We start from the raw sequence: 21,928 nt of genomic DNA on the forward strand, positions 1-21,928 counted from the left end.
TGCGGGCGCGGTCAGTGGCAGCGGGGAACCTGGCCACAGCCCTCTGCCCGCGCCGTCCCGCGCGCCCCCGGGGCCCGGGTGTGCTCCTAGGCGAGGATCGCGGCGACCAGGATCATGGCCGGAATCGCGACGATCGTGGTCACCAGCACGGTGTCCTTGGCAACCACCACGCCCTGTTCGTAGCGCGAGGCCGTGACGAAGACGTTCTGGGCCGTGGGCAGCGCGGCCATGACGACCACGGCGAACAGCTCAGGCCCCTGGAGGCGAAAGGCGAACGCTCCCAGGGCCCACGCGACCAGCGGATGCGCCAGCAGCTTCAGCGCGGAGGCCGTGAACACGTCGGCGCGCCGGCCGGAAGACTTCTGCAGGGGGCGCGAGCCCACCAGGGAGATGCCGAAGGCCAGGAGCATGGCGGGGATAGAGGCGCCGCCGATCAGTTCGATCGGGTCGGAGACCTGCTGTGGCAGCGTCCAGTCAAAGACCGCGAACGCCAGGCCCACCAGGGAGCCCAGGATCATCGGGTTGCGGGCGGTCTGGAACAGGAAGGACCAGAAGGTGGTGCGGTGACGGGCGGTGGTGCTGTCCAGCAGGGACAGGAAGACGGGGGTGAAGATCGCCAGCTGGAACAGGATGACCGGAGCCGCCTGTGCGATGTCGCCGAGGACGTAGACCGCGATTGGCATGCCGAGGTTGGCGGAGTTCACCAGGCCAGCGCTCATGGCGCCCACCAGCTGCTCGGCGCGGCCCCGGCGCAGCCAGAGGCGTGCGGCCACCATGTAGAGGCCGGCGATGATGAAGGCGCTGAGCGTGGAGACCCAGAGCATCGGGCCGAGCACCGCACGGGGATCGGAATTGGAGATGGTGGTGAACAGCAGCGCGGGGCTGGCGACGAAGAACGTCAGGCGGTTGAGCACGTGGCGGCCGTGGGGTCCGAGGACTCCGGTGCGGCCCACGAGGTACCCCACGGCGATCACGGTCCAAACGACCGCGAAGCCTGACAGGACGCCGAGCACGCCTTAGGCGTGGAGCGCGTGGGGAGGGCGCAGGACGCCTTCGGCCAGCGCCTCGGCGGGGTCCGAGCCGAGTGCGGCGATGCGGTTGTCCGCGTCCACGTGGACGATGCTCGGCACGTGGGAACGGGCCTCTTCCGTCTCCATTTCCGCGTAGCTGATGAGGATGACCGTGTCCCCGGGGTGCACCAGGTGGGCGGCCGCGCCGTTGATGCCGATGACGCCCGATCCGCGCTCGCCGGCGATGGTGTAGGTGTCGAGGCGGGCGCCGTTGGTGACGTCCACGATGCTGACCTTTTCGCCGGGGAGGATGTCCGAGGCCTCGAGCAGGTCAAGGTCGACGGTAACGGACCCGACGTAGTGCAGGTCCGCATGCGTGACCGTGGCCCGGTGGATCTTGGACTTGAACATGGTGCGCCTCATGGAAGCCATTTTACGCGTGTCCGGAAGCGCCCCCGACCGGGGGCATGAAGAGAGCGGGCGACGGGAATCGAACCCGCGTGTCCAGCTTGGGAAGCTGGCGCTCTACCATTGAGCTACGCCCGCGTACTGCCCGCCGTCGTCCTGGTGTGTCCCAGTGCACCGCGGGCGATCACCAGCATAGCCCAAGACTGGGGTGACATGCATAATCGGCCCGCCTGCGGCGCGGCGCGGGGGCTATTTCCGGGCGGGCGGGACCTTGCGGCCGCGCAGGAACGGGCGGCCAAGCGGCTCAACGAAGCGCGTGGCCACCGGCCCCAGAACCGCCAGCAGCATCACGTAGGCCGTGGCCAGGGCGGCCAGTTGGCCGTGGACCGCCCCGGAGGCAATGGCGAGCCCGGCAATGACGATGGAAAACTCGCCGCGGGCGATCAGCGCCGCTCCCGCGCGCAGCCGGCCGGGCACCCCGATGCCCGCATGCCTGGCGGCCCAGGCCCCGGTCGCCACCTTGGTCGCCGAGGTCACCAGTGCCAGTCCGACCGCCAGCCCCAGCACCGGGGGAATGGAGTGCGGATCGGTGCTCAGCCCGAAGAGCACGAAGAACAGGGCGGCGAAGAGGTCCCGCAGCGGTTCCAGCAGCTTGGCCGCCGAATGGGCGGTGGAGCCGGAGATCGCGATGCCCAGCAGGAACGCGCCCACGGCCGCGGACACCTGCAGGGTCGAGGCCAGCCCTGCCACCAGCAGGGCGGCTCCGATGAGCTTGAGCAGGAAGTTTTCGCGGTCCGGGGAATGCACCAGACGGGAAATCTGCGGGCCGAAGCGCAGCGCCATGAGCAGCACGGCGGTCACGGCCAGCAGCGCGACCGCCACGGTGCGCAATCCGCCCCAGAGGCTCAGGCCGGCCAGGCCCGCGGTGAGGATGGGCAGGTAGACGGCCATGGCCAGGTCCTCGAGCACCAAAATGGTGAGCACCACCGGGGTTTCGCGGTTTCCCAGCCGGCCGAGGTCGGTGAGGACCTTGGCCACGATGCCCGAGGAGGAGATGTAGGTGACGCCGCCGAGCACCAGCGCGCCCGGGGCACCCCACCCGAGGATGAGCGCCAGCGCCGCGCCCGGGGTGAAGTTCAGTACCAGGTCGACCACGCCGGCCTGCCAGGAGCCCTTCAGGCCCGTGACCAGTTCCCGGGCGGTGTATTCGAGCCCGAGCATCAACAGCAGCAGGACGACGCCGATTTCGCTGGCGATGTGCCCGAACTCTCCCAGGCCCACCAGCGGGACGAAGCCGCCGGCCCCGAGGGCGAGTCCGCCGAGCAGGTACAGCGGGACGGGGGACATGCCCACACGCGCGGCCAGCCGGCCCAGCAGCCCCAACCCGAGGAAGATGGCGCCGAGTTCGATGAGGATCAACGTGGTGTGGTGCACGCGCCCGTCCGGCCTAGCCCTCGCTGATGATGCGGGCGGCCGCCTCCAGCCCGGCGGTGGTGCCGACGGCCACCAGGACGTCGCCGGCCTGCAGTTCGAAGTCCGGCCCGGGGGAGGGGATGACCCCGCCGGCACGGGAGACGGCCACCACCGAGGCGCCGGTGCGGGTGCGCATGCGGGTGTCCCCCAGGGTCTGGTCGGCGTAGGGGCTGTCGGCGCTGAGCACAAACTGCTGGGTGTTGATCCCGGGCAGTTCGCTGTGCTGGTCCGTCAGCTGGGCCACCAGCTGGGGAGCCCCCAGCATGCCGCCAAGGGCGGCCGCCTCGAGGGGGGTCAGGGGCAGCGACGCGGCACACGCATCGGGGTCGTCCGCCTCGGAAACAATGAGTTCGATTTGCCCGTCGCGCATGACCACGACGCCGACGCGGCGCCCGTTGGCCAGCGTGATTTCGCGGCGCACCCCGATCCCGGGCAGCGGCGTTTCTTCCATGTCCATGCGATAACCATAGGACTCCGCCGGCCGGATGGGGTCAGCTGTCGGTGGCCTGCTCCGCGGCGGCGTCCGGGCGGAAGTCGCGCCTGATCTGGGCCACCCCCTCGGCGGGAATCTCGAAGCCGAGGTCGTGGCCGGGGTTCAGGACCAGGCCGGCCCCGGAGAGGTGGTCCACCACGGACGCGCCCAGCACGCGCACCGCGAAGGGGGCCTCCTCGATGTAGGCGCCCGGGATGCGGGCCGGATGGGTGAACAGCGCGACGACGGGCTGGTTGTCCGCGTTCTGCAGCAGCATGGGCTGCACCTGCGGGGACGACTCGTCCACCTTTTCGCGGCTGAGAAAGAAGACCTCGGAGTTCAGGAAGGTGGCGATGACCTCGCCGGCCTCCACCCTGTTCTCCTGGCCGGCCTTCAGCACCGTCTCGAGGTGGGTCTGCGGCTGGGACCAGTCGGTCCCGGATTCGGTGGTCTGCGGGGTGGTTTCATCACTCATCTCCCCACCCGACCACGGCCGCGTGCCACAGTGCAACCCAACCGGCCCGGCGGGTCCCCGCCGCCGCCGTCGTGCCCGCGCGGGCACCGAAACCCGGGACGTGGCCCGCGACACCAAATACAGGTGTGCGCCGCCGACGTCTTACAGTGGTTGATGCCCAGTTTGTAGCCACTGCGAGGAAGCGCCATGACCGAATTCGCGTACGAAGACCTGCTGCCCATCGGCGAGGACGAGACCCCCTACCGCCTCCTCACCACCGAGGGCGTGCGCACCGTGGAGGGTCCGGGTGGCCGGACGTACCTGGAGGTCGACCCGGAGGCGCTGGAGCTGCTGTCCAAGACGGCCCTGCACGATATCTCCCACTACCTGCGCCCTGCCCACCTGCAGCAGCTGCGCAACATCCTCGATGACGGGGAAGCCAGCCCGAATGACAAGTTCGTCGCGCTGGACCTGCTCAAGAACGCGAACATCGCCGCCGGGGGCATCCTGCCGATGTGCCAGGACACCGGCACCGCAATCGTGATGGGCAAGCGCGGACAGCAGGTCATCACCCAGGGCCCGGACGAGAGGTCCCTGTCCAAGGGCATCTACGACGCCTACACCCAGCTGAACCTGCGCTACTCCCAGCTGGCCCCGCTGACCACCTGGGAGGAGAAGTCCACCGGCAACAACCTGCCGGCCCAGGTGGAGATCTACGCGGACACCCAGGCGGGCCACGAGAACCAGTACAAGTTCCTGTTCATGGCCAAGGGCGGCGGCTCCGCCAACAAGTCCTTCCTGTACCAGGAGACCAAGGCCATCCTCAACGAGAATTCGATGCTGAAGTTCCTCGACGAGAAGCTGCGCTCGCTGGGCACCGCGGCCTGCCCGCCGTACCACCTGTCCATCGTCATCGGCGGCACCAGCGCCGAGTTCGCGCTCAAGACCGCGAAGTACGGTTCCGCCAAGTACCTCGACACCCTGCCCACCACCGGCGCGATGACCGGGCGCGGCTTCCGCGACGTCGAGCTGGAGGAGAAGGTCCTGGAGCTGACCCGCCACTTCGGCATTGGTGCCCAGTTCGGCGGCAAGTACTTCTGCCACGACGTGCGCGTCATCCGCCTGCCGCGCCACGGCGCGTCCCTGCCGGTCGCAATCGCCGTCTCCTGCTCCGCCGACCGCCAGATGCTGGCCAAGATCACCCCCGAGGGCGTGTTCGTGGAGCAGCTGGAGACCGATCCGGCCCGCTTCATGCCGGAGGCGTCCCACCCGGCGCTCGCCGCCCATGACGCGGAGACCGACGGGGTGTCCGGCACCGGCGGCGGCACCGTGGTGAAGGTGGACCTGAACCAGCCGATGGCGGACATCCTCGCCGAACTCACCAAGTACCCGGTGAAGACCCGCCTGTCCCTGACCGGCCCGCTGGTGGTGGCCCGCGACATCGCGCATGCCAAGATCAAGGAGCGCCTGGACGCCGGCGAGGAGATGCCGCAGTACCTCAAGGACCACCCGGTCTACTACGCCGGCCCCGCCAAGACCCCCGACGGCATGGCCTCGGGCTCCTTCGGCCCGACCACCGCCGGGCGCATGGACTCCTATGTGGACCAGTTCCAGGCCGCCGGCGGCTCGATGGTCATGCTGGCCAAGGGCAACCGGTCCCGCCAGGTGACCGAGGCCTGCAACACGCACGGCGGTTTCTACCTGGGATCCATCGGCGGCCCCGCCGCGCGCCTGGCCCAGGACTGCATCAAGAAGGTCGAGGTCATCGAGTACCCCGAGCTGGGCATGGAGGCCGTCTGGAAGATCGAGGTCGAGGACTTCCCGGCCTTCATCGTCGTCGATGACAAGGGCGAGGACTTCTTCGCCGAGACCCTCAAGCCCACCTTTACGGGCATCCCGGTCCGCGCCAGGTAGCGGCAGGTCCCGGCAGCCGTTGGGCTCCGGGGGCCCCGGGCGGCAGCCGGCCCGACCCGAAGGCCGGAAGGACGGCGGCGGAACGCAGGTTCCGCCGCCGTCCTTCTTTTGGTGTGCAGGACTGGGCGTGCCGGACTGTGTGTGCCGGACCGGGTGTGCCGGACTGCGTGTGCCGGGCCGGGCCTGCCGGAGCCGTTCAGGCGGGCAGGCCCAAGGCCCACCGCGGGAAGGTGGCCGGGTACCACGGCGGGTGCTCCGGGGCGGGACGCAGCACGTGCCGGGGCCGTGCTGCGGCGGCGGCCCGGCGTTCCAGGCGCTCGGTGTAGGCCTCGAGGGTCTCGTCGCCGAGCGCGGCCATCTCCTGCGCGGGCCCGGCGCCGAGGAAGCGCAGGTGCCATGGCTCGTAGCGGAATCCGGTGACCTGCTCCAGGCCCTCGGGGTAGCGGACGACGAACCCGTATTCGGCGGCATGGGCGGCGACCCACTGCCCCGCCGCGGTGTCCCCGAAGCAGGCCAGCAGCGAACATTCGCCGCTGGCCAGGCCGATGTCCGCGGCCAGTCCGGTCTGGTGCTCGCTGGTCCCGGGCCGGGCGGAGATTTGGGCCGCGTAGGCGGCGCCGTACCTGCGCGTGTAGCCGGCATAGAGGGCCTCCTGCTGCGCGTAGCTGCGGTAGGCGCTTTCAATCCGCAGGGCATGCCCCGCGCCGGCGGCCGCGGCGAGCAGGCGGCGCAGGGACGCCGCCGCTTCCGGGACCATCCGGTGGCCGGAACCGGCGTCGGCGAGCCGGGCGGGCTCGTAGTCCAGCGGTTCCAGCGGATGCAGGGCGTTGACCAGGACCACCAGGGAGGGATCGGCCACCAGGGAGGACTCCTGCGCGGGGGTGCCGGCGGCGTCGTCCACCGGCCCCGCCACCGCGGCGGGAACCGGCAGCAACGCGGCGGCAAGCAGCGCTGCCAGTGCGAGGGCGGCACGTGTCCTGTACATCCGGGCCTTCGTTCGGGTGCCCCGGCGGGGCATCGCTGGATTGGGTCGTGGTCTCGGTCCTGCGTTTTGGTCGTGCATTTTTAGTCCGGGGTGCGGGCCGGGACGCACCCCGCGCCCCCAGCGTATCGGGACCCGGGGGGCGGCGTCAGCACCGCCGCGACACGGACTCCGGGCGTGGTTCCGAGGGGATATTGTGGTGGGGTGCTGATCTCCGACCGCGACATCCGGACCGAACTCGACGCCGGGCGCATTGCGCTTGACCCCCTCGACCTGCAGATGGTCCAACCCTCCAGCGTCGACGTGCGGCTCGACCGTTTCTTCCGCCTCTTCGACAACCACAAGTACGCGCACATCGACCCGTCGGAGGACCAGCCTGAGCTGACCCGCCTGGTCGAGGTCGAGGCGGACGAGCCGTTCATCCTGCACCCGGGGGAGTTCGTGCTGGGTTCCACCTACGAAACCGTCACGCTGCCGGAGGACATCGCCGCCCGGCTGGAGGGCAAGTCCTCGCTGGGCCGGCTGGGCCTGCTCACGCACTCCACCGCCGGGTTCATCGACCCGGGCTTTTCCGGGCACGTCACGCTGGAGCTGTCCAACGTCGCGACGCTGCCGATCAAGCTGTGGCCGGGCATGAAGATCGGCCAGCTGTGCTTCTTCCGGCTCTCCTCCCCGGCCGAGTACCCCTACGGTTCCGGCGAGTACGGCAGCCGCTACCAGGGCCAGCGCGGGCCGACGGCCTCGCGCAGCTTCCTCAACTTCCACCGGACCCGGCTGGAAGGCTAGCCGCGCGCCGAAAAGTGGCGCGTTAGTGCGGTGTCTTCCGGAAAAGTGCGGGGCTTCCGCCCAACAGGCCGCTCGCCGGTGGCGCACTTGCCCGCAAGGACCTGTGGATAAACGCTTTCGGCGTCCCGCAGACGGGCAGGATGTGCGTATGAGCCAGCGGCGCGGCCTACCGCACCACCGCCGCCCGTGTCCTCGGAATCCCGCTGCCGGCCTTCGGCATTATTCGCGCAGGACCCGCACTTACACGTCACTTTTCGCCGGGGAACGGACGGGGAGCAGGAGCAGCAGGCCCGCCAGGAGCACTGCGGCGATGCCCAGGATGCCGTAGCGCTGGGCCTGGCCCTCCGCCACGTGCGGGGCGGCCAGCGCGATCGCGGCGGCGAAGAGCGTCGGGGCCAGGAAGCTGACCGCCCGCCCGGTGGTGGCGTACAGCCCGAAGAGCTCCCCCTCCCGGCCGGTCTTCGCCAGGCGGGCCAGGAAGGCGCGGGAGGAGGACTGGGCCGGGCCGACGAACAGGCACAGCAGCAGCCCGAACACCCAGAACCCGGCAGCCCCCGGCGAGAGGAACAGGCCCACCGCGGTGGCCAGCAGCCCGGCCAGGGACCACACGATCACCCGCTTGGGCCCCACCCTGTCATCGAGCGCGCCGCCGGCGACGGCTCCGGCGGCCGCCACCACGTTGCCGGCGATCGCAAAAACGATGACCTCGGAAAGCGCGAAGCCGAACGTGCCCGCCGCGATGACGCCGCCGAAGGCGAACACCGCCGCCAGCCCGTCGCGGAAGACCGCGCTGGCTCCCAGGAAGAAGAGGGTGTGCGGTTCGGAGCGGGCCAGCCCGGCAACGGTGCGCCCCAGTCTCCGGTAGGAGGCCAGGATGCCGGGGCGGGCGGAGGCGGCCGGGCGCGGCAGCTCGGGGACGGCGAAGAGCACCGGCAGCCCGAAGACCAGGAACCAGGTGGCGGAGAATACGGCCACCAGGCGCAGGTTCAGGGCGCCCTCCTCGGATGCCCCCGGCCAGTCGAAGGCCGGCTGGACAAAGAGGACCAGCACCAGGGCCAGGGCCGCAATGCCGCCGAGGTAGCCCATGCCCCAGCCGAAGCCGGAGACCCGGCCCACCGTCCGCGGGGTGGAGACCTGCGGGAGCATCGCGTTGTAGTTCACCGTGGCGAACTCCGCGAACACGCTGGCCAGCGCAATCAGCGCGACGCCGGGCAGCAGGTACTCCGGGGAGGGGAACACGAAGAAGCAGGCGGCGGTGGCCAACGTCACCAGCACGGTATTCACGCCCAGCCAGTACTTCCGCCGGCCTCCGGCGTCGGAGCGCTGTCCGGCCACCGGGGCGAGTACGGCGATCGCGACGCCGGCGACGGCGAGCGCGTTGCCGAGCACCACCGAGTTGGCGTCCGTCTCGCCGAAGGCTTCGCTGGTCAGGTAGACGGTGAACACGAAGGTGGTCATCACCGCGTTGATGGCTGCGGAGCCCCAGTCCCATGCGGCCCAGGCCAGGACCTGGGGGGTGTTCGGCCGGCGCGCGGCGGAGGGAACCGCGGCGGCGGCCGGCTGTTCGATCATGGCTGCATGGTAACGCTTTGGCACTGATCCCGGCCGGATGCGCGGGCCCGGGCCGGGGGGCGCGTCCGTGCCCTGTTAAGCTGGAGGCAGCCCTTGACCACCTGCTTCGAGCCCTGCGCGCCTTGAACAGACCCCGGCCCCCAGGAGATCATCGTGCTCGCCGTCCTCATCGCCCTCTTCGCGGTGGCCGTCGTCGCGCCCCTGGTCTTCCGCCGGTTTGGCCGCGGCACCTTCTACCTGTTGGGCGCGGTTCCGGCCGCCGGATTCGTCTGGCTCCTGGTGAATTTCGCCTCCTTCACGTCGGCCGCCCAGGCCGCGGCGTCCGGGGCCCCGAACGCCCCGCCTTCGCTGGTCCTTCCCTGGATCCCGAACCTGGAGGTGGAACTCGCGTTCCGCATGGATGCGCTCTCGGCGGTGCTGTGCCTGCTGGTGCTCGGGGTGGGCGCGCTGGTGCTGGTCTACTGTGCCCGGTACTTCAAAAATGAGGACGCCAACATCGGTCCGTTTGGTGCGCAGCTGCTTGCTTTCGCCGGCGCGATGTTCGGCCTGGTCACCGCCGACGACCTGGTCCTGCTGTTCATCTTCTGGGAGATGACCACCATCCTGTCCTACCTGCTGATCGGCTTTGCCCGGGACCGGATCTTCGCGCGCCGCTCGGCACTGCAGGCCCTGATGGTGACGACCTTCGGCGGCCTGGCCATGCTGGTGGGCCTGGTGATGCTCGGCACGGCGGCCGGGACGTACCGGATCTCCGCGATCCTGGCCCAGGCTTCGGCGGGGGCGCCCCAGCTGGCCGGGACCTTCGTGGACGTGGCCGTGCTGCTGGTGCTCGTGGGCGCGGTTTCCAAGTCGGCGCTGGTCCCGTTCCACTTCTGGCTGCCCGGGGCGATGGCCGCCCCGACGCCGGTCTCCGCCTACCTGCACGCGGCGGCCATGGTGAAGGCCGGCGTCTACCTGGTGGCCCGGCTGGCCCCCGGTTTTTCCGATGCCGCCACCTGGCACATGACGACGGCGGTGCTCGGCCTGCTGACGATGCTTGTCGGGGGCTGGCACGCGCTGAAGCAGACCGACGTCAAGCTGGTGCTTGCCTACGGGACCGTCTCGCAGCTGGGCTTCCTGATCCTGGTCGTGGGACAGGGCACGGCGAACGCTGCCCTGGCGGGCCTGGCCCTGGTGCTCGCCCACGGGTTCTTCAAGGCCTCCCTGTTCCTGGTGGTCGGCATCATCGACCACCAGGCCGGCACCCGCGACCTGCGCCAGCTCTCCGGGCTGTGGCGCACCTCGCCGACGCTGTTCGCCGTGGCCGCGCTGTCCGCGGCCTCGATGGCGGGGGTGCCGCCCCTGTATGGGTTCGTCGCCAAGGAAGCCGTCCTCGAAACGCTGGTCCAGGGCGCCGGGCGCGGCGCGGCGGGTGGCTGGGTGCTGGCCGGCGTCGTGGCCGGCTCGGCGCTGACCGCCGCCTACAGCGCCCGCTTCCTGTGGGGCGCGTTCGCGACCAAGCCCGGGCTCCAGCCCACCGCGTTCCGGCGCCTGCCGGGCCTGTTCCTGGCCCCGCCGATGGTGCTGGCGGGCGCGAGCCTGGTCTGTGCGTTTGTTCCCCAGGTCCTGGAGGGGGCGATCGCCCCCTACGCGGCGCTGTTCCCGGCTCCGGCCGATCCGGTCCATCTGGGCCTGTGGCACGGGTTCACTCCCGCGTTGGGGCTGGGCGTGCTGGCGCTGGCCGCCGGTGCCGTCCTGTTTGTGCTGCGCGCCCCGGTGGCCGGTTTCCAGGACCTGGCCCGCCCGGCCCTGGACGCGGAGCGCACCTACCGCAACCTCATCGGGGGCGTCGACAACGTCGCGGTCTGGGTCACCGGGCGCACCCAGCGCGGTTCGCTGGTGTTCTACCTGGGCGTGATCCTGACGGTCGCGCTGGTGGTGCCGGCGGTCGCCGCGATCCGCCTCGACACCCCCGTGCCGTCCTCGCTGCGCTGGTTCGACACCCCCGCGCAGCTGGTGGTGGGGCTGTGCATGGCGTTCGGGGCGGTCGCCGCGGTGCGGGCCAACCGCCGCTTCCTGGCCGTGCTGATGGTCTCCGTCACCGGGTATGGGTTGGCGCTGATGTTCGCGCTGCAGGGGGCCCCGGACCTGGCCCTCACCCAACTGCTGGTGGAAACCATCGTGCTGGTCGCGTTCGTGCTGGCGCTGCGCACGCTGCCCGTGGAGCTGTGGACCACCAACCCCTCCGGGCGCAGGGTCCTGCGGGCGCTGCTGGGCATCGCCTTCGCCGCGGCCATGATCTACATTGCCGCGACCGCCATGGCCTCGCGCACCGCCGCCCCCGTGTCGCTGGACTTCCCCGAACTGGCCTACTACGGGGGCGCGGGCAAGAACATCGTCAACGTGACCCTCGTGGACCTGCGGGCCTGGGACACGTTTGGCGAGATTACCGTGCTCGCGGCCGCCGCCACCGGCGTCGCCAGCCTGATCTTCGTGCGCGGCCGCGGCGACCGGCGCCGGGCCACCGCGGACATCGCCAGCGGCAGCGTCGACCGCGGCTCCGAGGCGATCCACGCCCCCCGCCGCCGGGCCGCCGCGCTGCGCGTGGCCCGCAGCTTCGCCGTCTCCCGGCGCGAGGCCTGGCTGGTTGCCGGCCGGACGCTGGCCCCGGAACGGCGTTCGATCATCATTGAGGTGGTTACCCGGCTGATCTTCCACACGGTGCTGCTGTTCTCCATCTACCTGCTGCTGGCCGGGCACAACAGTCCCGGCGGCGGATTCGCCGGCGGCCTGTTCGCGGGCCTGGCCATGACGATCCGTTACCTGGCCGGCGGGCGTTTCGAGCTGGCCGAGGCCACCCCGATCACTCCCGGCACCCTGCTGGGGCTGGGGCTTGCGGTCGCCGGGTTCTCCGCCGTGCTGCCACTGGCCTTCGGTGGCCAGATCTTCCAGTCCGCCGCGTTCGAGTTCTCGCTGCCGCTGTTCGGGGACCACAAATTCGTCAGCTCCACGATCTTCGACATCGGCGTGTACCTGGTGGTGGTGGGCCTGGTCGCCGACGTGCTGCGCAGCCTGGGCGGGGAAATCGACGAACGCACCGAGGGGCGCGGCCCCACCGCACCCCACGGGGAACCCGAGGACGAGGAACTGGAGGCGGCCCGGTGACCGTGAATGTGACTCTGCTGGCGGTGATGGGCGTCATGTTCGCCACCGGCATCTACCTGCTGCTCGAGCGCAGCCTGACGCGGGTGCTGCTGGGCATCGTGCTGATCGGCAACGGAGCCAACCTGCTGCTCCTGGCCACCGGCGGCATCCCCGGCCTGGCCCCCCTCTACGTGGAGGGCGCCCCCGCCGGGGCCTACAGCGACCCGCTGCCCCAGGCGCTGATCCTGACCGCGATCGTCATCACCTTCGCGGTCACCGCTCTCCTGCTGGCCATCATCTACCGCTCCTGGGTGATTGCGCGCCGCGACGAGGTCGTCGACGACGTCGAGGACCGCCGCGTCGCCGCCCAGTCGAGCTTCGACCCCGAGGAGGACACCGAGATCCCGCTCGAAACCACGGAATTCGACCCCGCGGCCATCCCTCCGCCAGTAGACGGCGCCGGAACGCCCGCCGGCGAGGCCGGCACCGGGGGGCCCCGGTGAGCGCCCCGCTGGCCGCGGTGTCCTTCGCCCCGCTTGCCGTCGCCCTGCCGCTGCTTGGCGCCGCGCTGGCCTTCGTGCTGCGCCGCCACACCGGCGCCCAGCGCGCAGTCACCAGTTCCACGCTGGCCCTGACCCTGGTGCTGGAGGTGTGGATGCTGGCGGGAGCCTGGCGCCACGGGGCCCAGGCCGTGCTGCTCGGGGGCTGGGCGCCCCCGTGGGGTATTTCCATGGTCGTGGACGAGTTCTCCTCGCTGATGCTGGTGGTTTCCACCTGCGTGAGCCTGGCCGTGCTCCTCTACGCCAGTGGCCAGGGCATGGCCGACGGGGAACGGGGCGGGTCGATCTCCGTGTTCCACCCCGCCTACCTGATCCTGGTTGCCGGCGTCTCCAACGCCTTCCTGGCCGGGGACCTGTTCAACCTCTACGTGGGCTTCGAGATCCTCCTGACCGCCTCCTACGTGCTGCTGACCCTCGGCGGCACCACGGCGCGCATCCGCGCGGCGGTGACGTACGTCGTCGTCTCCGTGGTCTCCTCCGTGCTGTTCCTCCTGGCGATCGGGATGATCTACGCGGCCACCGGAACGGTGAACATGGCGGACCTCGCGCTCAAGCTCGGGGAGGTCGCCCCCGGGACGCAGGTGGTGCTGCACCTGATGCTGTTCGTCGCCTTCGGCATCAAGGCCGCCGTCTTCCCGCTCTCCTTCTGGCTGCCCGACTCCTACCCGACCGCGCCGGCTCCGGTGACCGCGGTGTTCGCCGGCCTGCTCACCAAGGTGGGCGTCTACGCGATGGTGCGCACCGAGACGCTGCTCTTCCCCGGGGACCGGATCAACAGCCTGCTGATGGTGGTGGCGCTGCTGACCATGCTCGTGGGGATCCTCGGCGCCGTGGCGCAGACGGACGTCAAGCGCATGCTCTCCTTCACGCTCACCAGCCACATCGGCTTCATGGTCTTCGGGCTGGCGGTCGGGAACGTGGTGGGGCTGGCCGCGGCGGTGTACTACGTGGCGCACCACATCATTGTGCAGACTTCGCTGTTCCTGGTCACGGGCCTGATTGAACGCCGCGGCGGCAGCTCCAACGTGGACCGGCTCGGCTCGCTGGCCCGGCTGTCCCCGGTGCTGGCGGTGCTGTTCTTCATTCCCGCCATGAACCTGGCCGGCATCCCCCCGTTCTCGGGGTTCCTGGGCAAGCTGGGGCTGATCCAGGGCGGCGTGGAACTGGGCACTCCGCTGGGCTGGGTGCTGGTGGGCGGTTCCGTGGCCACCTCGCTGCTGACGCTGCTGGCCGTGGCCCGCGTCTGGAACCGGGCGTTCTGGCGCAAGGCCGAGGACGCGGAGAACCCGGCCCCGGTGCTGCTGGCCACCACCTCCAGCGGATCCCCGATGACCACCTATGGCACCGCGGCCAATTCCGGCAGCCGCGGGGACAGCGCCCTGCTGCCGCGGGGCATGGTCGTGCCCACCGCCGCCCTGGTGTCCCTGGGCGTGGCCCTGACGGTGTTCGCCGGCCCGCTGTTCCAGCTCAGCGAGCAGGCCGCGCGCCAAATGCTTGAACGCACCCCGTACATCGAGGCCGTCTTCGGTGCCGAGGCGACCTACGCACCCGGGAGCCTGAAGTGATCCGGCCCGGATCCCGCCCCGCCACGGGCACCGGGGAGCAGGGTCCGCGCCTGACCTTCCGGATTGAACTGCCCCTGCTGGTGTGGATGGCGCTGGTCTGGGGCGCGCTGTGGCAGGACTTCTCCGCCGGCAACCTGGTGTTCGGTTTCCTGCTCGCCCTGGTGGTGGTCAACGTGTTCCGGCTGCCGCCGGTGGAACTGAGCGGGCGCTTCAACGTCTGGCGTGCCGTCGTGTTCGCCGTGGGCTTCCTCGGAAAAGTGGTTCTGGCCAGCTTCCAGGTCTTCGCCCTGGCGGTGGTCCGCGGGCCGCGCGTGCGCAGTGCCGTGGTGGGCGTGCGCCTGCGGACCGGCGATGACCTCATGGTCACCGCCGTCGGCCACGTCCTGACCCTGATCCCGGGTTCGTTCGTGGTGGAGGTGGACCGCGGCAACTCCACGCTGTACCTGCACGTGCTCGACGTGAACACGCACGCCCAAGTGGAGCGGGTCCGCCGACACGTCCTGGACCTGGAGGCACGGCTGGTTCGGGTGATGGGCACGCGCGAAGAGATGGCGCGGGTCGACGCCGAACGGGCCGGCCTGGCGTTCCCCCCGCCACAAGACAACGGTTCTACCCCGCGGGGCGGGGACACCGCACGGAAGGAAGCGCCATGATGACCGCTGTCGCCTGGATCTGCGGGGTGCTGCTCTCGGCCGCCGCAGCGCTGGCCATCGTGCGGGTTGCCCGCGGACCGTCCATCCTCGAACGCGTGCTGGCCCTGGACGTGCTGCTGATGATCGTCGTCGCCGCCCTGTGCGTGGACATGGCCGTGAACCGGCACACGGACAGCCTCGTGTTCGTGGCGGCCGCCTGCGTGATCGGTTTCATCGGCACGGTGACGGTTTCCCGCTACGTGACCGACCGGAGGAACTCATGACCGGATCCCTGGACGCCGTGCTGCAGGCCGTGGCCGGAGTGTGCCTGGTGGTGGGCTGCCTGATGTCGCTGGCCGCCGGCATCGGCATGCTGCGCTTCCCGGACCTGCTCTCGCGGATGCATGCGGCCACGAAGCCGCAGGTGCTGGGCCTGTTCCTGCTGCTGTCTGCGGTGGCGATCGAACTGCGCAGCTGGGCCCTGGTGCCCGTGCTGCTGCTGGCGTGGCTGCTGCAGCTGCTGACCGCGCCGGTCAGCGCCCACATGGTGGGCCGGGCCGGCTACCGCACCAAGCACCTGAAAAGGCAGACCCTGCTCGTCGACGAACTGGACCAGGTCGTGGCCCGCGCGGTGCAGGACGGCCCCGGGCGGGACGGCCTCGCGCAGGAGGGCCCTGGCCAGGACGGCATGGGACAGGGCCCTGCCGGGCAGGACGTGGCGGGCCGTACCGGAGGGTGCTCCGCCGGTACGGGACCGGCGGGACCGGCGGCCGGCTAGGCCTTGTCCTTATCCGGGCTGAAGCGGGAGATCGCGAGCCGGGTCCCGTGGCCGGTGAGGACCTCAAGGGCGGCTCCGACGGCCGCGGAAATGATGGCGAAGGCCAGTGCCTGGCGCAGCGAGGACTTCACGTTCGCCTCGGTGTCTCCCGGCCGGGGCGGCCTGCTGCCGGTGACCTTGGTCCAAGCCACGTCAACCACCTTGGCGCCAACAAATCCGGCGGCGAGGGTCACGAGGGGGCCGGCCAGCTTGAGCAGTGCTGTCATGAACGCTTCTCCCAACTAAACGATGCCCAACCAAGCAATGGTGGTACGGCCACAGCATAGCGTGGTTGTACTATGGCAGGACTGAACATACGACAGGGGAGCGCCTGCGTCCGGCCCACAGGGCCGTGCCACCAGGGCGCTGAGAGTGCGGATTGCCGCAGACCCTCGAACCTGCTCCGGCTAGTACCGGCGAAGGGAGTCGAGATCTCAGGGAACAGCGGCCCGCGCCGCCGAATCCCTCCCCTCCTTGCCTTCAAGGAGGAAAACACCATGACCCACCCGGTCAGCACCGTCCCCGCCGCACGCCGTTCCTGGCGCGTTGTCGACATCGTCGTCGCCGCCGTGATCGCGGTCGCCTCCGGCGTCATTTTCTGGGCCTGGAACCTCGCCTACGCCGGCATCGGCGGGCTGTTCCTGTTCTTCCCGCCCGCCTCCTCGATCGTTACCGGGATGTGGCTGTTCCCCGCGGTCCTGGGTGCCCTGATCATCCGCAAGCCGGGCGCCGCCCTGTTCTGCGAACTCGTCGCCGCAGTGGTCTCCGCGTTCCTCGGCTCCCAGTTCGGCCTGACGGTCCTGGCATCCGGCCTGATCCAGGGCCTGGGCGCGGAACTGGTCCTCGCACTGTTCCTCTACCGCCGCTGGGACCTGGTCACCGCCCTGCTTGCGGGCGCCGGAGCGGGCCTCTTCGGCGGCATCAACGACGCCTTCATCTTCAACTGGTTCCCCGAATACACCACCGCCATGAAGCTTGTGTACGTCGCCGGCACCACCCTCTCCGGCGTCGTCATCGCCGGCCTGCTGTCCTGGCTCGCCACGCGCGCCCTGGCCCGGACCGGCGCGCTGTCCGCGCTCGCCTCGCGCAGGGCGGCGCAGGAACCGGTGTTCGGCTAGGCCATGCCCGCCGACCCCGGAACGACGGCGGCGCCCGCGCCCCCGTACGGAGCGCCGTCTGCTGCGCTCCCGGCCGCCCGCGGCGGGGATGGTGACCGGGCGGCGGCCGTGGTGCCTGCCGCGGTGTCCGCGCGGGGCTGGGGCTGGCGCCATGCCGGCCGCGCCGCCCCCGCCCTGCGGGGACTGGACCTGGAGATCGCCCCCGGGGAGCGGGTCTTGCTGGTGGGACCGTCCGGGGCCGGCAAATCCACCCTGCTGCATGCCCTGGCGGGAGCGCTGCACCGCGACGAGGAAGCCGAAGACTTCGGCGAGCTGCTGGTTGACGGCCGCCCGGCCGAGGACTCGCGCGGGCGGGCGGGGCTGGTGCAGCAGGACCCGGAAACCCAGGTGGTCCTCGCCCGGGTGGGCGACGACGTGGCGTTCGGGGCCGAGAACCTGGCCGTCCCGCGCGGGGAAATCTGGAATCGCGTGACTGCCGCCCTGGAGGCGGTGGGACTGGACGTTCCGTTGGACCACCCGACGGCGCACCTGTCCGGCGGGCAGAAACAGCGCCTGGCGCTGGCGGGAATCCTGGCCATGCGGCCGGGACTGGTGCTGCTGGACGAACCCACTGCCAACCTGGACCCCGACGGCGTGCTGGAGGTCCGGGACGCGGTGGTCGCCGCGGTGGCCGCGACCGGGGCGACCCTGGTGGTTGTCGAGCACCGCCTGGCCGCCTGGGCCGGGCACATGGACCGCGTGGTGGTGCTTGAGCCCGGGGGAGGGGTATCCCACAGCGGTACGCCCGGGGAACTGTTTGCCGAGGGCCCGGTCCGCACCGAACTGATCGACGCCGGGGTGTGGGTCCCCGGGCACGTGCCCGTCCTCGAACGGGCGCAGGGCAGCCTTTCCGGCCGGCCGGGACAGGTCCTGCTTTCCGCCGCCGACCTAGCGGTTTCCCGGGAAGCGGCCCGTCCCGCCCATTCCCGTCCCGCCCATTCCCGTCCCGCCCATTCCCGTCCCGCCCCGTCCCGGAAGGGCCCGCGGCCGGTACTCTCCGGCGTCGGCCTGGACCTGCGCGCCGGCGAGGCTGTGGGCATCACCGGTCCCAACGGGGCCGGAAAGTCCACGTTGGCCCTGACCCTGGCCGGGCTGCTGGAGCCGCTGGAAGGACAGGTGCGTGCCGCGGCGGAGCTCGCCGGGGGGCTGCCCCCGGAACCTTTCCGCTGGAGGGCCGCCGACCTGGTCAGCCGCATCGGAACCGTGTTCCAGGAGCCGGAGCACCAGTTCGTGGCCTCCACCGTGCGCGAGGACCTGGCCTTTGGCCCGCGCCATGCGCGCAACCCGCGCACCGGACGCCCGCTCTTCACCCCCGAAGAGGTGGAGCGGCGCGTGGACGGGCTGCTGGACCGGCTCCGGCTGGGGCACCTGGCCGACGCCAACCCCTTCACCCTGTCCGGCGGGGAGAAGCGCCGGCTCTCGGTCGCCACCGTCCTGGCCGCCGGCCCGGGCGTGCTGGTGCTGGACGAACCCACCTTCGGCCAGGACGCCAACACCTGGCGCGAACTGGCCCTGCTGCTGCGCGAGGAGCTGGCGGCGGGCCGCACCGTCCTGGCCGTGACGCATGACGGACACTTCACCGCGGCGTTGGGCGCCCGCACCGTCACGGTCGGCGCCGGCACCGGAGGGCAGCAGCGCGCCCCGGGCCCCGGCCTCGACACCTCCTCCCGCAGCATGCTGGACCGAAGCGTGTTGGACCAAAGCGTGTTGGACCAAAGCGTGTTGGGCCGCAGCGTGTTGGGCCGCGCCAACCCGCTGGGCAAAATGGCCGCCGTGCTGCTCGCCACCGCGGGGCTGGTGGCCACGCTGGACTGGGTGAGCGCGGCCGTCGTGGTCGGCGCGTGCCTGGCCCTGCTGCCGCTTTCCGGCGTGGGGCCGCTCGCGTTCCTGCGCCGGGCCTGGCCGCTGGCGGTGGCGGGGCTGATGGCGGCCTGGGGCACCGCGCTGGTGGGCAACGACTCCGGCGCGGTGCTGCTGGACCTGGGGATCTTCACTCTCACCGAGGGGTCGGTGGCCGCGGGCGCGGCCACCGGGCTGCGCGGTTTTGCCGTGGCGCTGCCGGCGGTGCTGGTGATGGCCTCGACCGATCCGACCGACCTGGCCGACGCGCTGGCACAGAAGGCGCGGCTGCCGCACCGCTTCGTGCTGGGCGGACTCGCCGCGCTGCGGCTGCTGGGGCTGCTGGCCGAGGAATGGCAGACGCTGGGCATGGCCCGGCGGGCCCGGGGGGTCGGTTCCCACGGCAGCCCCGGGGCGCGCCTGCGCGCGAACCTGGGGCAGGCCTTCGGGCTGCTGGTGCAGGCGATCCGGCGCGCGTCGCGCCTGGCCGTGACCATGGAGGCCAAGGGCTTCGGCGAGGCCCCCCGCACGTGGGCGCGCACGTCCAGGTTCACCGGGCTGGACGCCTGGGTGCTGCTGGGCGGGGCGGCCGTCGGCGCGGCCGCGACCGGGGCGGCCCTGGCCGCCGGGACCTGGAACCTGGTCTGGAGCTGAGGTGCGCTGCGGGGTCAGCGGATGCCGTCGACCATCCGGGCAAGCTCGGCATGCAGTTCGCGGTCCCGCGGGATCCCCACCCCGTCGATCGAGTTGATCGGCGCCAGCAGCCGGACGCTGGACACCAGCCAGACGGCGTCGGCCTCGAAGAGGTCCTGCGTCTCCAGCGGACCGTAGCCGAGCTCCCAGCCGGCGGACTGGGCGGCGGCGAAGATCGCACCCTGCGTGGTGCCCGGAAGGATGCCGGTCTGCAGGGTGGGGGTGACCAGGCGCTTGAGCGGTCCTTCGCGGTGGGCCAGCAGCACGGTTGAGGTGGCTCCCTCCAGGACGTGGCCGTCGCTGGAGACGAAGATGACGTCGTCGGCTCCCTGCTTGCGCGCGTGGCGCAGCGCCGCCATGTTTACCCCGTAGGAGAGCGTCTTGGCCCCCATGAGCAGCCAGGGGGCCCGGTCCCCGGCCTCCGAGTCATAACCGCGGTCCAGGGTGATCACGGACAGCCCCGTCTCCCGCTGGCGCTGGCCGAGTTCGGGGGCGGGGGAGACGGTCACCCATGCAGTGCCGTGCGTGGCGCCCTCGGGGCCGCGGGTGGCCACCAGTTTCACCGTCGCCTCGTGGCGCATGCCGGGGGCTTCCGTCGCCCCGGCGGCGGAGCGGGCGGCGTCGTAGGCGGCCACGGCCGTCCCCACCGCCGAGCGCCAGGCCTGCGCGGAGGGGACGGGCAGTTCACACATGGCCGCGGAGGACTCCAGCCGGGCCAGGTGCGCGTCCAGCTTGCGGACGGCGCCGCCGGTGTAGAGCAGTGTCTCGAAGACCCCGTCTCCGCGCGTGACGCCCTGGTCCAGGACGGACAGCTGCGGTTGGGACGGGTCGGCGGGGCGCCCGGCGGGGAACTCGGGATCGACGAACACGAGAACAGTCATGGCTCAACCCTACCGCCGCCCCTTCCCGCTGCCACGTGGCGCGTTAAGGGGTCCGGCCACCGGTAGGCTGGGGGCAACGACTGCTGGGAGAGGGGCCGGGTGTTCGACTCATTTGTGCTGTGGGGGGAGTGGACCCCCACGTGGGTCGTGGTGCTGACGGTGGTCCTGGACATCGGCATCCGCGTGGTGATGCTCGGTGTGGTCCCCGGCAACCGGCGCCCCACCACAGCCATGGCGTGGCTGCTGGCCATCTTCTTCCTGCCGCTGGTGGGGCTGGCGCTGTTCCTGATGCTGGGCAACTTCCGGCTGTCCCACCGGCGCATCGAACGCCAGGCGGAAGTCAACCGCCGCGTGCTGGACGCCACCCGGCACCTGGACATTGACGACAGCGAGTACCACGCCCCGGACTGGGTGAAGTCGGCGCTGGAGTTGAACCGCAACCTGGGCGCGTTCCCGGTCCTGGACGGCAACACGGTCGAATTCATCACCGGCTACAAGGAGTCGGTGCAGGCGATGACCGAGGCCGTGAAGGGCGCACAGCGCTACGTTCACGTGCAGTTCTACATTGTCGGGGACGATCCCGAGTACGTATCCCCGTTCCTGGACGCGCTGGAGGATGCGGTGGCCCGCGGGGTGAAAGTGCGCATGCTCTTCGACCACCTCGGGACCCTGCGCGTCTCCGGATACCGGGACCTGAAACGGCGGCTCGACGCCGGGGGCATCGACTGGCGGCCCATGCTGCCGCTGGCCCCGGTCAGGAAGCAGTGGCGCCGGCCCGACCTGCGCAACCACCGCAAGATCCTGGTGGTCGACGGCGAGGTCGCCTTCACCGGCAGCCAGAACCTCATCGAACCCAGCTACAAGCGCCCGGGCGCCCGCCGCGCCGGCCGCGAGTGGGTGGAACTGATGGCCCGGGTGCGCGGTCCGCTGGTGACGAGCCTGGACGTCGTGTTCGCCACCGACTGGTCCCAGGAGACGGACGAGAACCTGCTGCTGGACATGGCTGAGGCCCCCCGGCCCCACCCCCATCCGCACGGGCGCACCATCGGCCAGATCGTTCCCAGCGGCCCCGGGTTCGAGGCGGAAAACAACCTGCGCCTGTTCAACACCCTGATCTACTCGGCCACCGAGCGGCTGAGCATCACCAGCCCCTACTTCGTCCCGGACGATTCGCTGCTGTACGCGCTCACGACGGCGGCCCAGCGGGGCGTGGACGTGGAGCTGTTCGTGTCCGAAACCGGCGACCAGTTCATGGTCCACCACGCGCAGCAGTCCTACTACGGTGCGCTGCTGAAGGCCGGCGTGAAGATCTACCGCTACCGGACCCCGATGGTGCTGCACTCCAAGTGCTTCACCGTGGACAAGGAGGTGGCCGTGTTCGGCTCCTCCAACATGGACATGCGCTCCTTCTCGTTGAACCTGGAGGTGTCCGTGATGCTGCTCGGCCCCGAAATGGTTGCCGAGATCACCCAGGTGCAAAACATGTACCGGCACAATTCCGTCCGGCTCACCCTGAAGGAGTGGGAGTCCCGCCCCCTGTGGAACCGGTGGGTGGACAACGTCGCCCGGCTTTCGGCGACGCTGCAGTAG

Annotated in this window: 20 protein-coding genes, 1 tRNA gene and 1 riboswitch; of the genes, 11 read left to right on the plus strand and 10 right to left on the minus strand. The window is 71.0% G+C overall.

The genetic code is table 11. The features are described from left to right. Positions 1-86: 86 nt before the first annotated feature. The 6 genes from NCCP_RS04250 to NCCP_RS04275 form a co-directional block, all read right to left on the minus strand. Positions 87-1,013: an AEC family transporter gene (locus NCCP_RS04250; protein ID WP_149956001.1), complete on the minus strand. Its 927-nt coding sequence runs from the start codon at positions 1,011-1,013 to the stop codon at positions 87-89. Between the two features lie 3 nt (positions 1,014-1,016). Next, on the minus strand, positions 1,017-1,433 hold the full coding sequence (gene panD / locus NCCP_RS04255; RefSeq protein ID WP_149956002.1) for an aspartate 1-decarboxylase: 417 nt from the start codon (positions 1,431-1,433) through the stop codon (positions 1,017-1,019). A gap of 52 nt (positions 1,434-1,485) precedes the next feature. Further along, positions 1,486-1,556: transfer RNA gene (locus NCCP_RS04260), tRNA-Gly, on the minus strand. A gap of 111 nt (positions 1,557-1,667) precedes the next feature. Further along, the gene (locus NCCP_RS04265; protein ID WP_149956003.1) at positions 1,668-2,852 is read right to left on the minus strand and encodes a cation:proton antiporter; all 1,185 of its coding nucleotides are present in this window, start codon (positions 2,850-2,852) and stop codon (positions 1,668-1,670) included. Positions 2,853-2,865: 13 nt separating this feature from the next. Then, complete coding sequence (locus tag NCCP_RS04270) at positions 2,866-3,348, minus strand: cation:proton antiporter regulatory subunit (protein WP_149956004.1); 483 nt, start codon at positions 3,346-3,348, stop codon at positions 2,866-2,868. Positions 3,349-3,382: 34 nt separating this feature from the next. Further along, entirely contained in the window at positions 3,383-3,838 is a 456-nt protein-coding gene (locus tag NCCP_RS04275; RefSeq protein WP_149956005.1) for an SseB family protein, read from the minus strand. Positions 3,839-4,024: 186 nt separating this feature from the next. Between NCCP_RS04275 and NCCP_RS04280 the strand changes: the two genes are divergently transcribed. Next, positions 4,025-5,731: a fumarate hydratase gene (locus NCCP_RS04280; RefSeq protein ID WP_149956006.1), complete on the plus strand. Its 1,707-nt coding sequence runs from the start codon at positions 4,025-4,027 to the stop codon at positions 5,729-5,731. Between the two features lie 196 nt (positions 5,732-5,927). Here the strand turns inward: NCCP_RS04280 and NCCP_RS04285 are convergent, their stop codons facing one another. Beyond that, the gene (locus NCCP_RS04285; RefSeq protein WP_172627290.1) at positions 5,928-6,716 is read right to left on the minus strand and encodes a M15 family metallopeptidase; all 789 of its coding nucleotides are present in this window, start codon (positions 6,714-6,716) and stop codon (positions 5,928-5,930) included. A gap of 201 nt (positions 6,717-6,917) precedes the next feature. On the opposite strand from NCCP_RS04285, the gene dcd reads away from it, so the two are divergent. Beyond that, on the plus strand, positions 6,918-7,499 hold the full coding sequence (gene dcd, locus NCCP_RS04290) for a dCTP deaminase (protein WP_149956008.1): 582 nt from the start codon (positions 6,918-6,920) through the stop codon (positions 7,497-7,499). A gap of 240 nt (positions 7,500-7,739) precedes the next feature. Here the strand turns inward: dcd and NCCP_RS04295 are convergent, their stop codons facing one another. Continuing rightward, positions 7,740-9,071, minus strand: a complete 1,332-nt coding sequence (locus tag NCCP_RS04295) for an MFS transporter (protein WP_149956009.1) — start codon at positions 9,069-9,071, stop codon at positions 7,740-7,742. Positions 9,072-9,224: 153 nt separating this feature from the next. On the opposite strand from NCCP_RS04295, the gene NCCP_RS04300 reads away from it, so the two are divergent. The 6 genes from NCCP_RS04300 to mnhG all read left to right on the plus strand — a co-directional run bounded on the left by NCCP_RS04300 (position 9,225) and on the right by mnhG (position 15,729). Then, complete coding sequence (locus NCCP_RS04300; RefSeq protein ID WP_149956010.1) at positions 9,225-12,215, plus strand: Na+/H+ antiporter subunit A; 2,991 nt, start codon at positions 9,225-9,227, stop codon at positions 12,213-12,215. Further along, positions 12,212-12,697 (plus strand): Na(+)/H(+) antiporter subunit C, encoded by a 486-nt coding sequence (locus NCCP_RS04305; protein WP_149956011.1) that lies wholly within the window; start codon positions 12,212-12,214, stop codon positions 12,695-12,697. The genes NCCP_RS04300 and NCCP_RS04305 overlap by 4 nt, the downstream gene beginning before the upstream one ends. 8 nt (positions 12,698-12,705) lie before the next feature. Beyond that, the gene (locus NCCP_RS04310) at positions 12,706-14,319 is read left to right on the plus strand and encodes a Na+/H+ antiporter subunit D (RefSeq protein ID WP_149956144.1); all 1,614 of its coding nucleotides are present in this window, start codon (positions 12,706-12,708) and stop codon (positions 14,317-14,319) included. 86 nt (positions 14,320-14,405) lie between these two features. Next, positions 14,406-14,972, plus strand: a complete 567-nt coding sequence (locus tag NCCP_RS04315; RefSeq protein ID WP_149956145.1) for a Na+/H+ antiporter subunit E — start codon at positions 14,406-14,408, stop codon at positions 14,970-14,972. Further along, positions 14,969-15,235: an MrpF/PhaF family protein gene (locus NCCP_RS04320; RefSeq protein ID WP_149956012.1), complete on the plus strand. Its 267-nt coding sequence runs from the start codon at positions 14,969-14,971 to the stop codon at positions 15,233-15,235. The genes NCCP_RS04315 and NCCP_RS04320 overlap by 4 nt, the downstream gene beginning before the upstream one ends. Then, positions 15,232-15,729, plus strand: a complete 498-nt coding sequence (mnhG, locus tag NCCP_RS04325) for a monovalent cation/H(+) antiporter subunit G (protein ID WP_149956013.1) — start codon at positions 15,232-15,234, stop codon at positions 15,727-15,729. Before NCCP_RS04320 ends, mnhG begins: the two co-directional genes overlap by 4 nt. On the opposite strand, the gene NCCP_RS04330 is transcribed toward mnhG, so the two are convergent. Beyond that, the gene (locus NCCP_RS04330) at positions 15,726-15,995 is read right to left on the minus strand and encodes a DUF4235 domain-containing protein (RefSeq protein ID WP_149956014.1); all 270 of its coding nucleotides are present in this window, start codon (positions 15,993-15,995) and stop codon (positions 15,726-15,728) included. The two genes, mnhG and NCCP_RS04330, sit on opposite strands and share 4 nt — an antisense overlap. 84 nt (positions 15,996-16,079) lie before the next feature. Further along, positions 16,080-16,210: riboswitch (TPP riboswitch) on the plus strand. A gap of 55 nt (positions 16,211-16,265) precedes the next feature. Here NCCP_RS04330 and NCCP_RS04335 point away from each other — a divergent pair. Next, positions 16,266-16,886 carry an ECF transporter S component gene (locus NCCP_RS04335; protein ID WP_149956015.1) on the plus strand — a complete coding sequence of 207 codons (621 nt, stop codon included), beginning with the start codon at positions 16,266-16,268 and terminating at the stop codon, positions 16,884-16,886. Between the two features lie 3 nt (positions 16,887-16,889). Further along, the gene (locus NCCP_RS15560; RefSeq protein ID WP_172627291.1) at positions 16,890-19,418 is read left to right on the plus strand and encodes an ATP-binding cassette domain-containing protein; all 2,529 of its coding nucleotides are present in this window, start codon (positions 16,890-16,892) and stop codon (positions 19,416-19,418) included. A 14-nt stretch (positions 19,419-19,432) separates the two neighbouring features. Here NCCP_RS15560 and NCCP_RS04345 read toward each other — a convergent pair whose 3' ends face one another. After that, positions 19,433-20,338, minus strand: a complete 906-nt coding sequence (locus NCCP_RS04345) for an aminodeoxychorismate lyase (RefSeq protein ID WP_149956016.1) — start codon at positions 20,336-20,338, stop codon at positions 19,433-19,435. A 99-nt stretch (positions 20,339-20,437) separates the two neighbouring features. Between NCCP_RS04345 and cls the strand changes: the two genes are divergently transcribed. Next, a complete protein-coding gene (gene cls / locus NCCP_RS04350) occupies positions 20,438-21,928 on the plus strand; it encodes a cardiolipin synthase (RefSeq protein WP_225873672.1) in 1,491 nt (496 codons plus the stop codon).

It is taken from the genome of Zafaria cholistanensis (assembly GCF_008580665.1).
Lineage (GTDB): Bacteria > Actinomycetota > Actinomycetes > Actinomycetales > Micrococcaceae > Zafaria > Zafaria cholistanensis.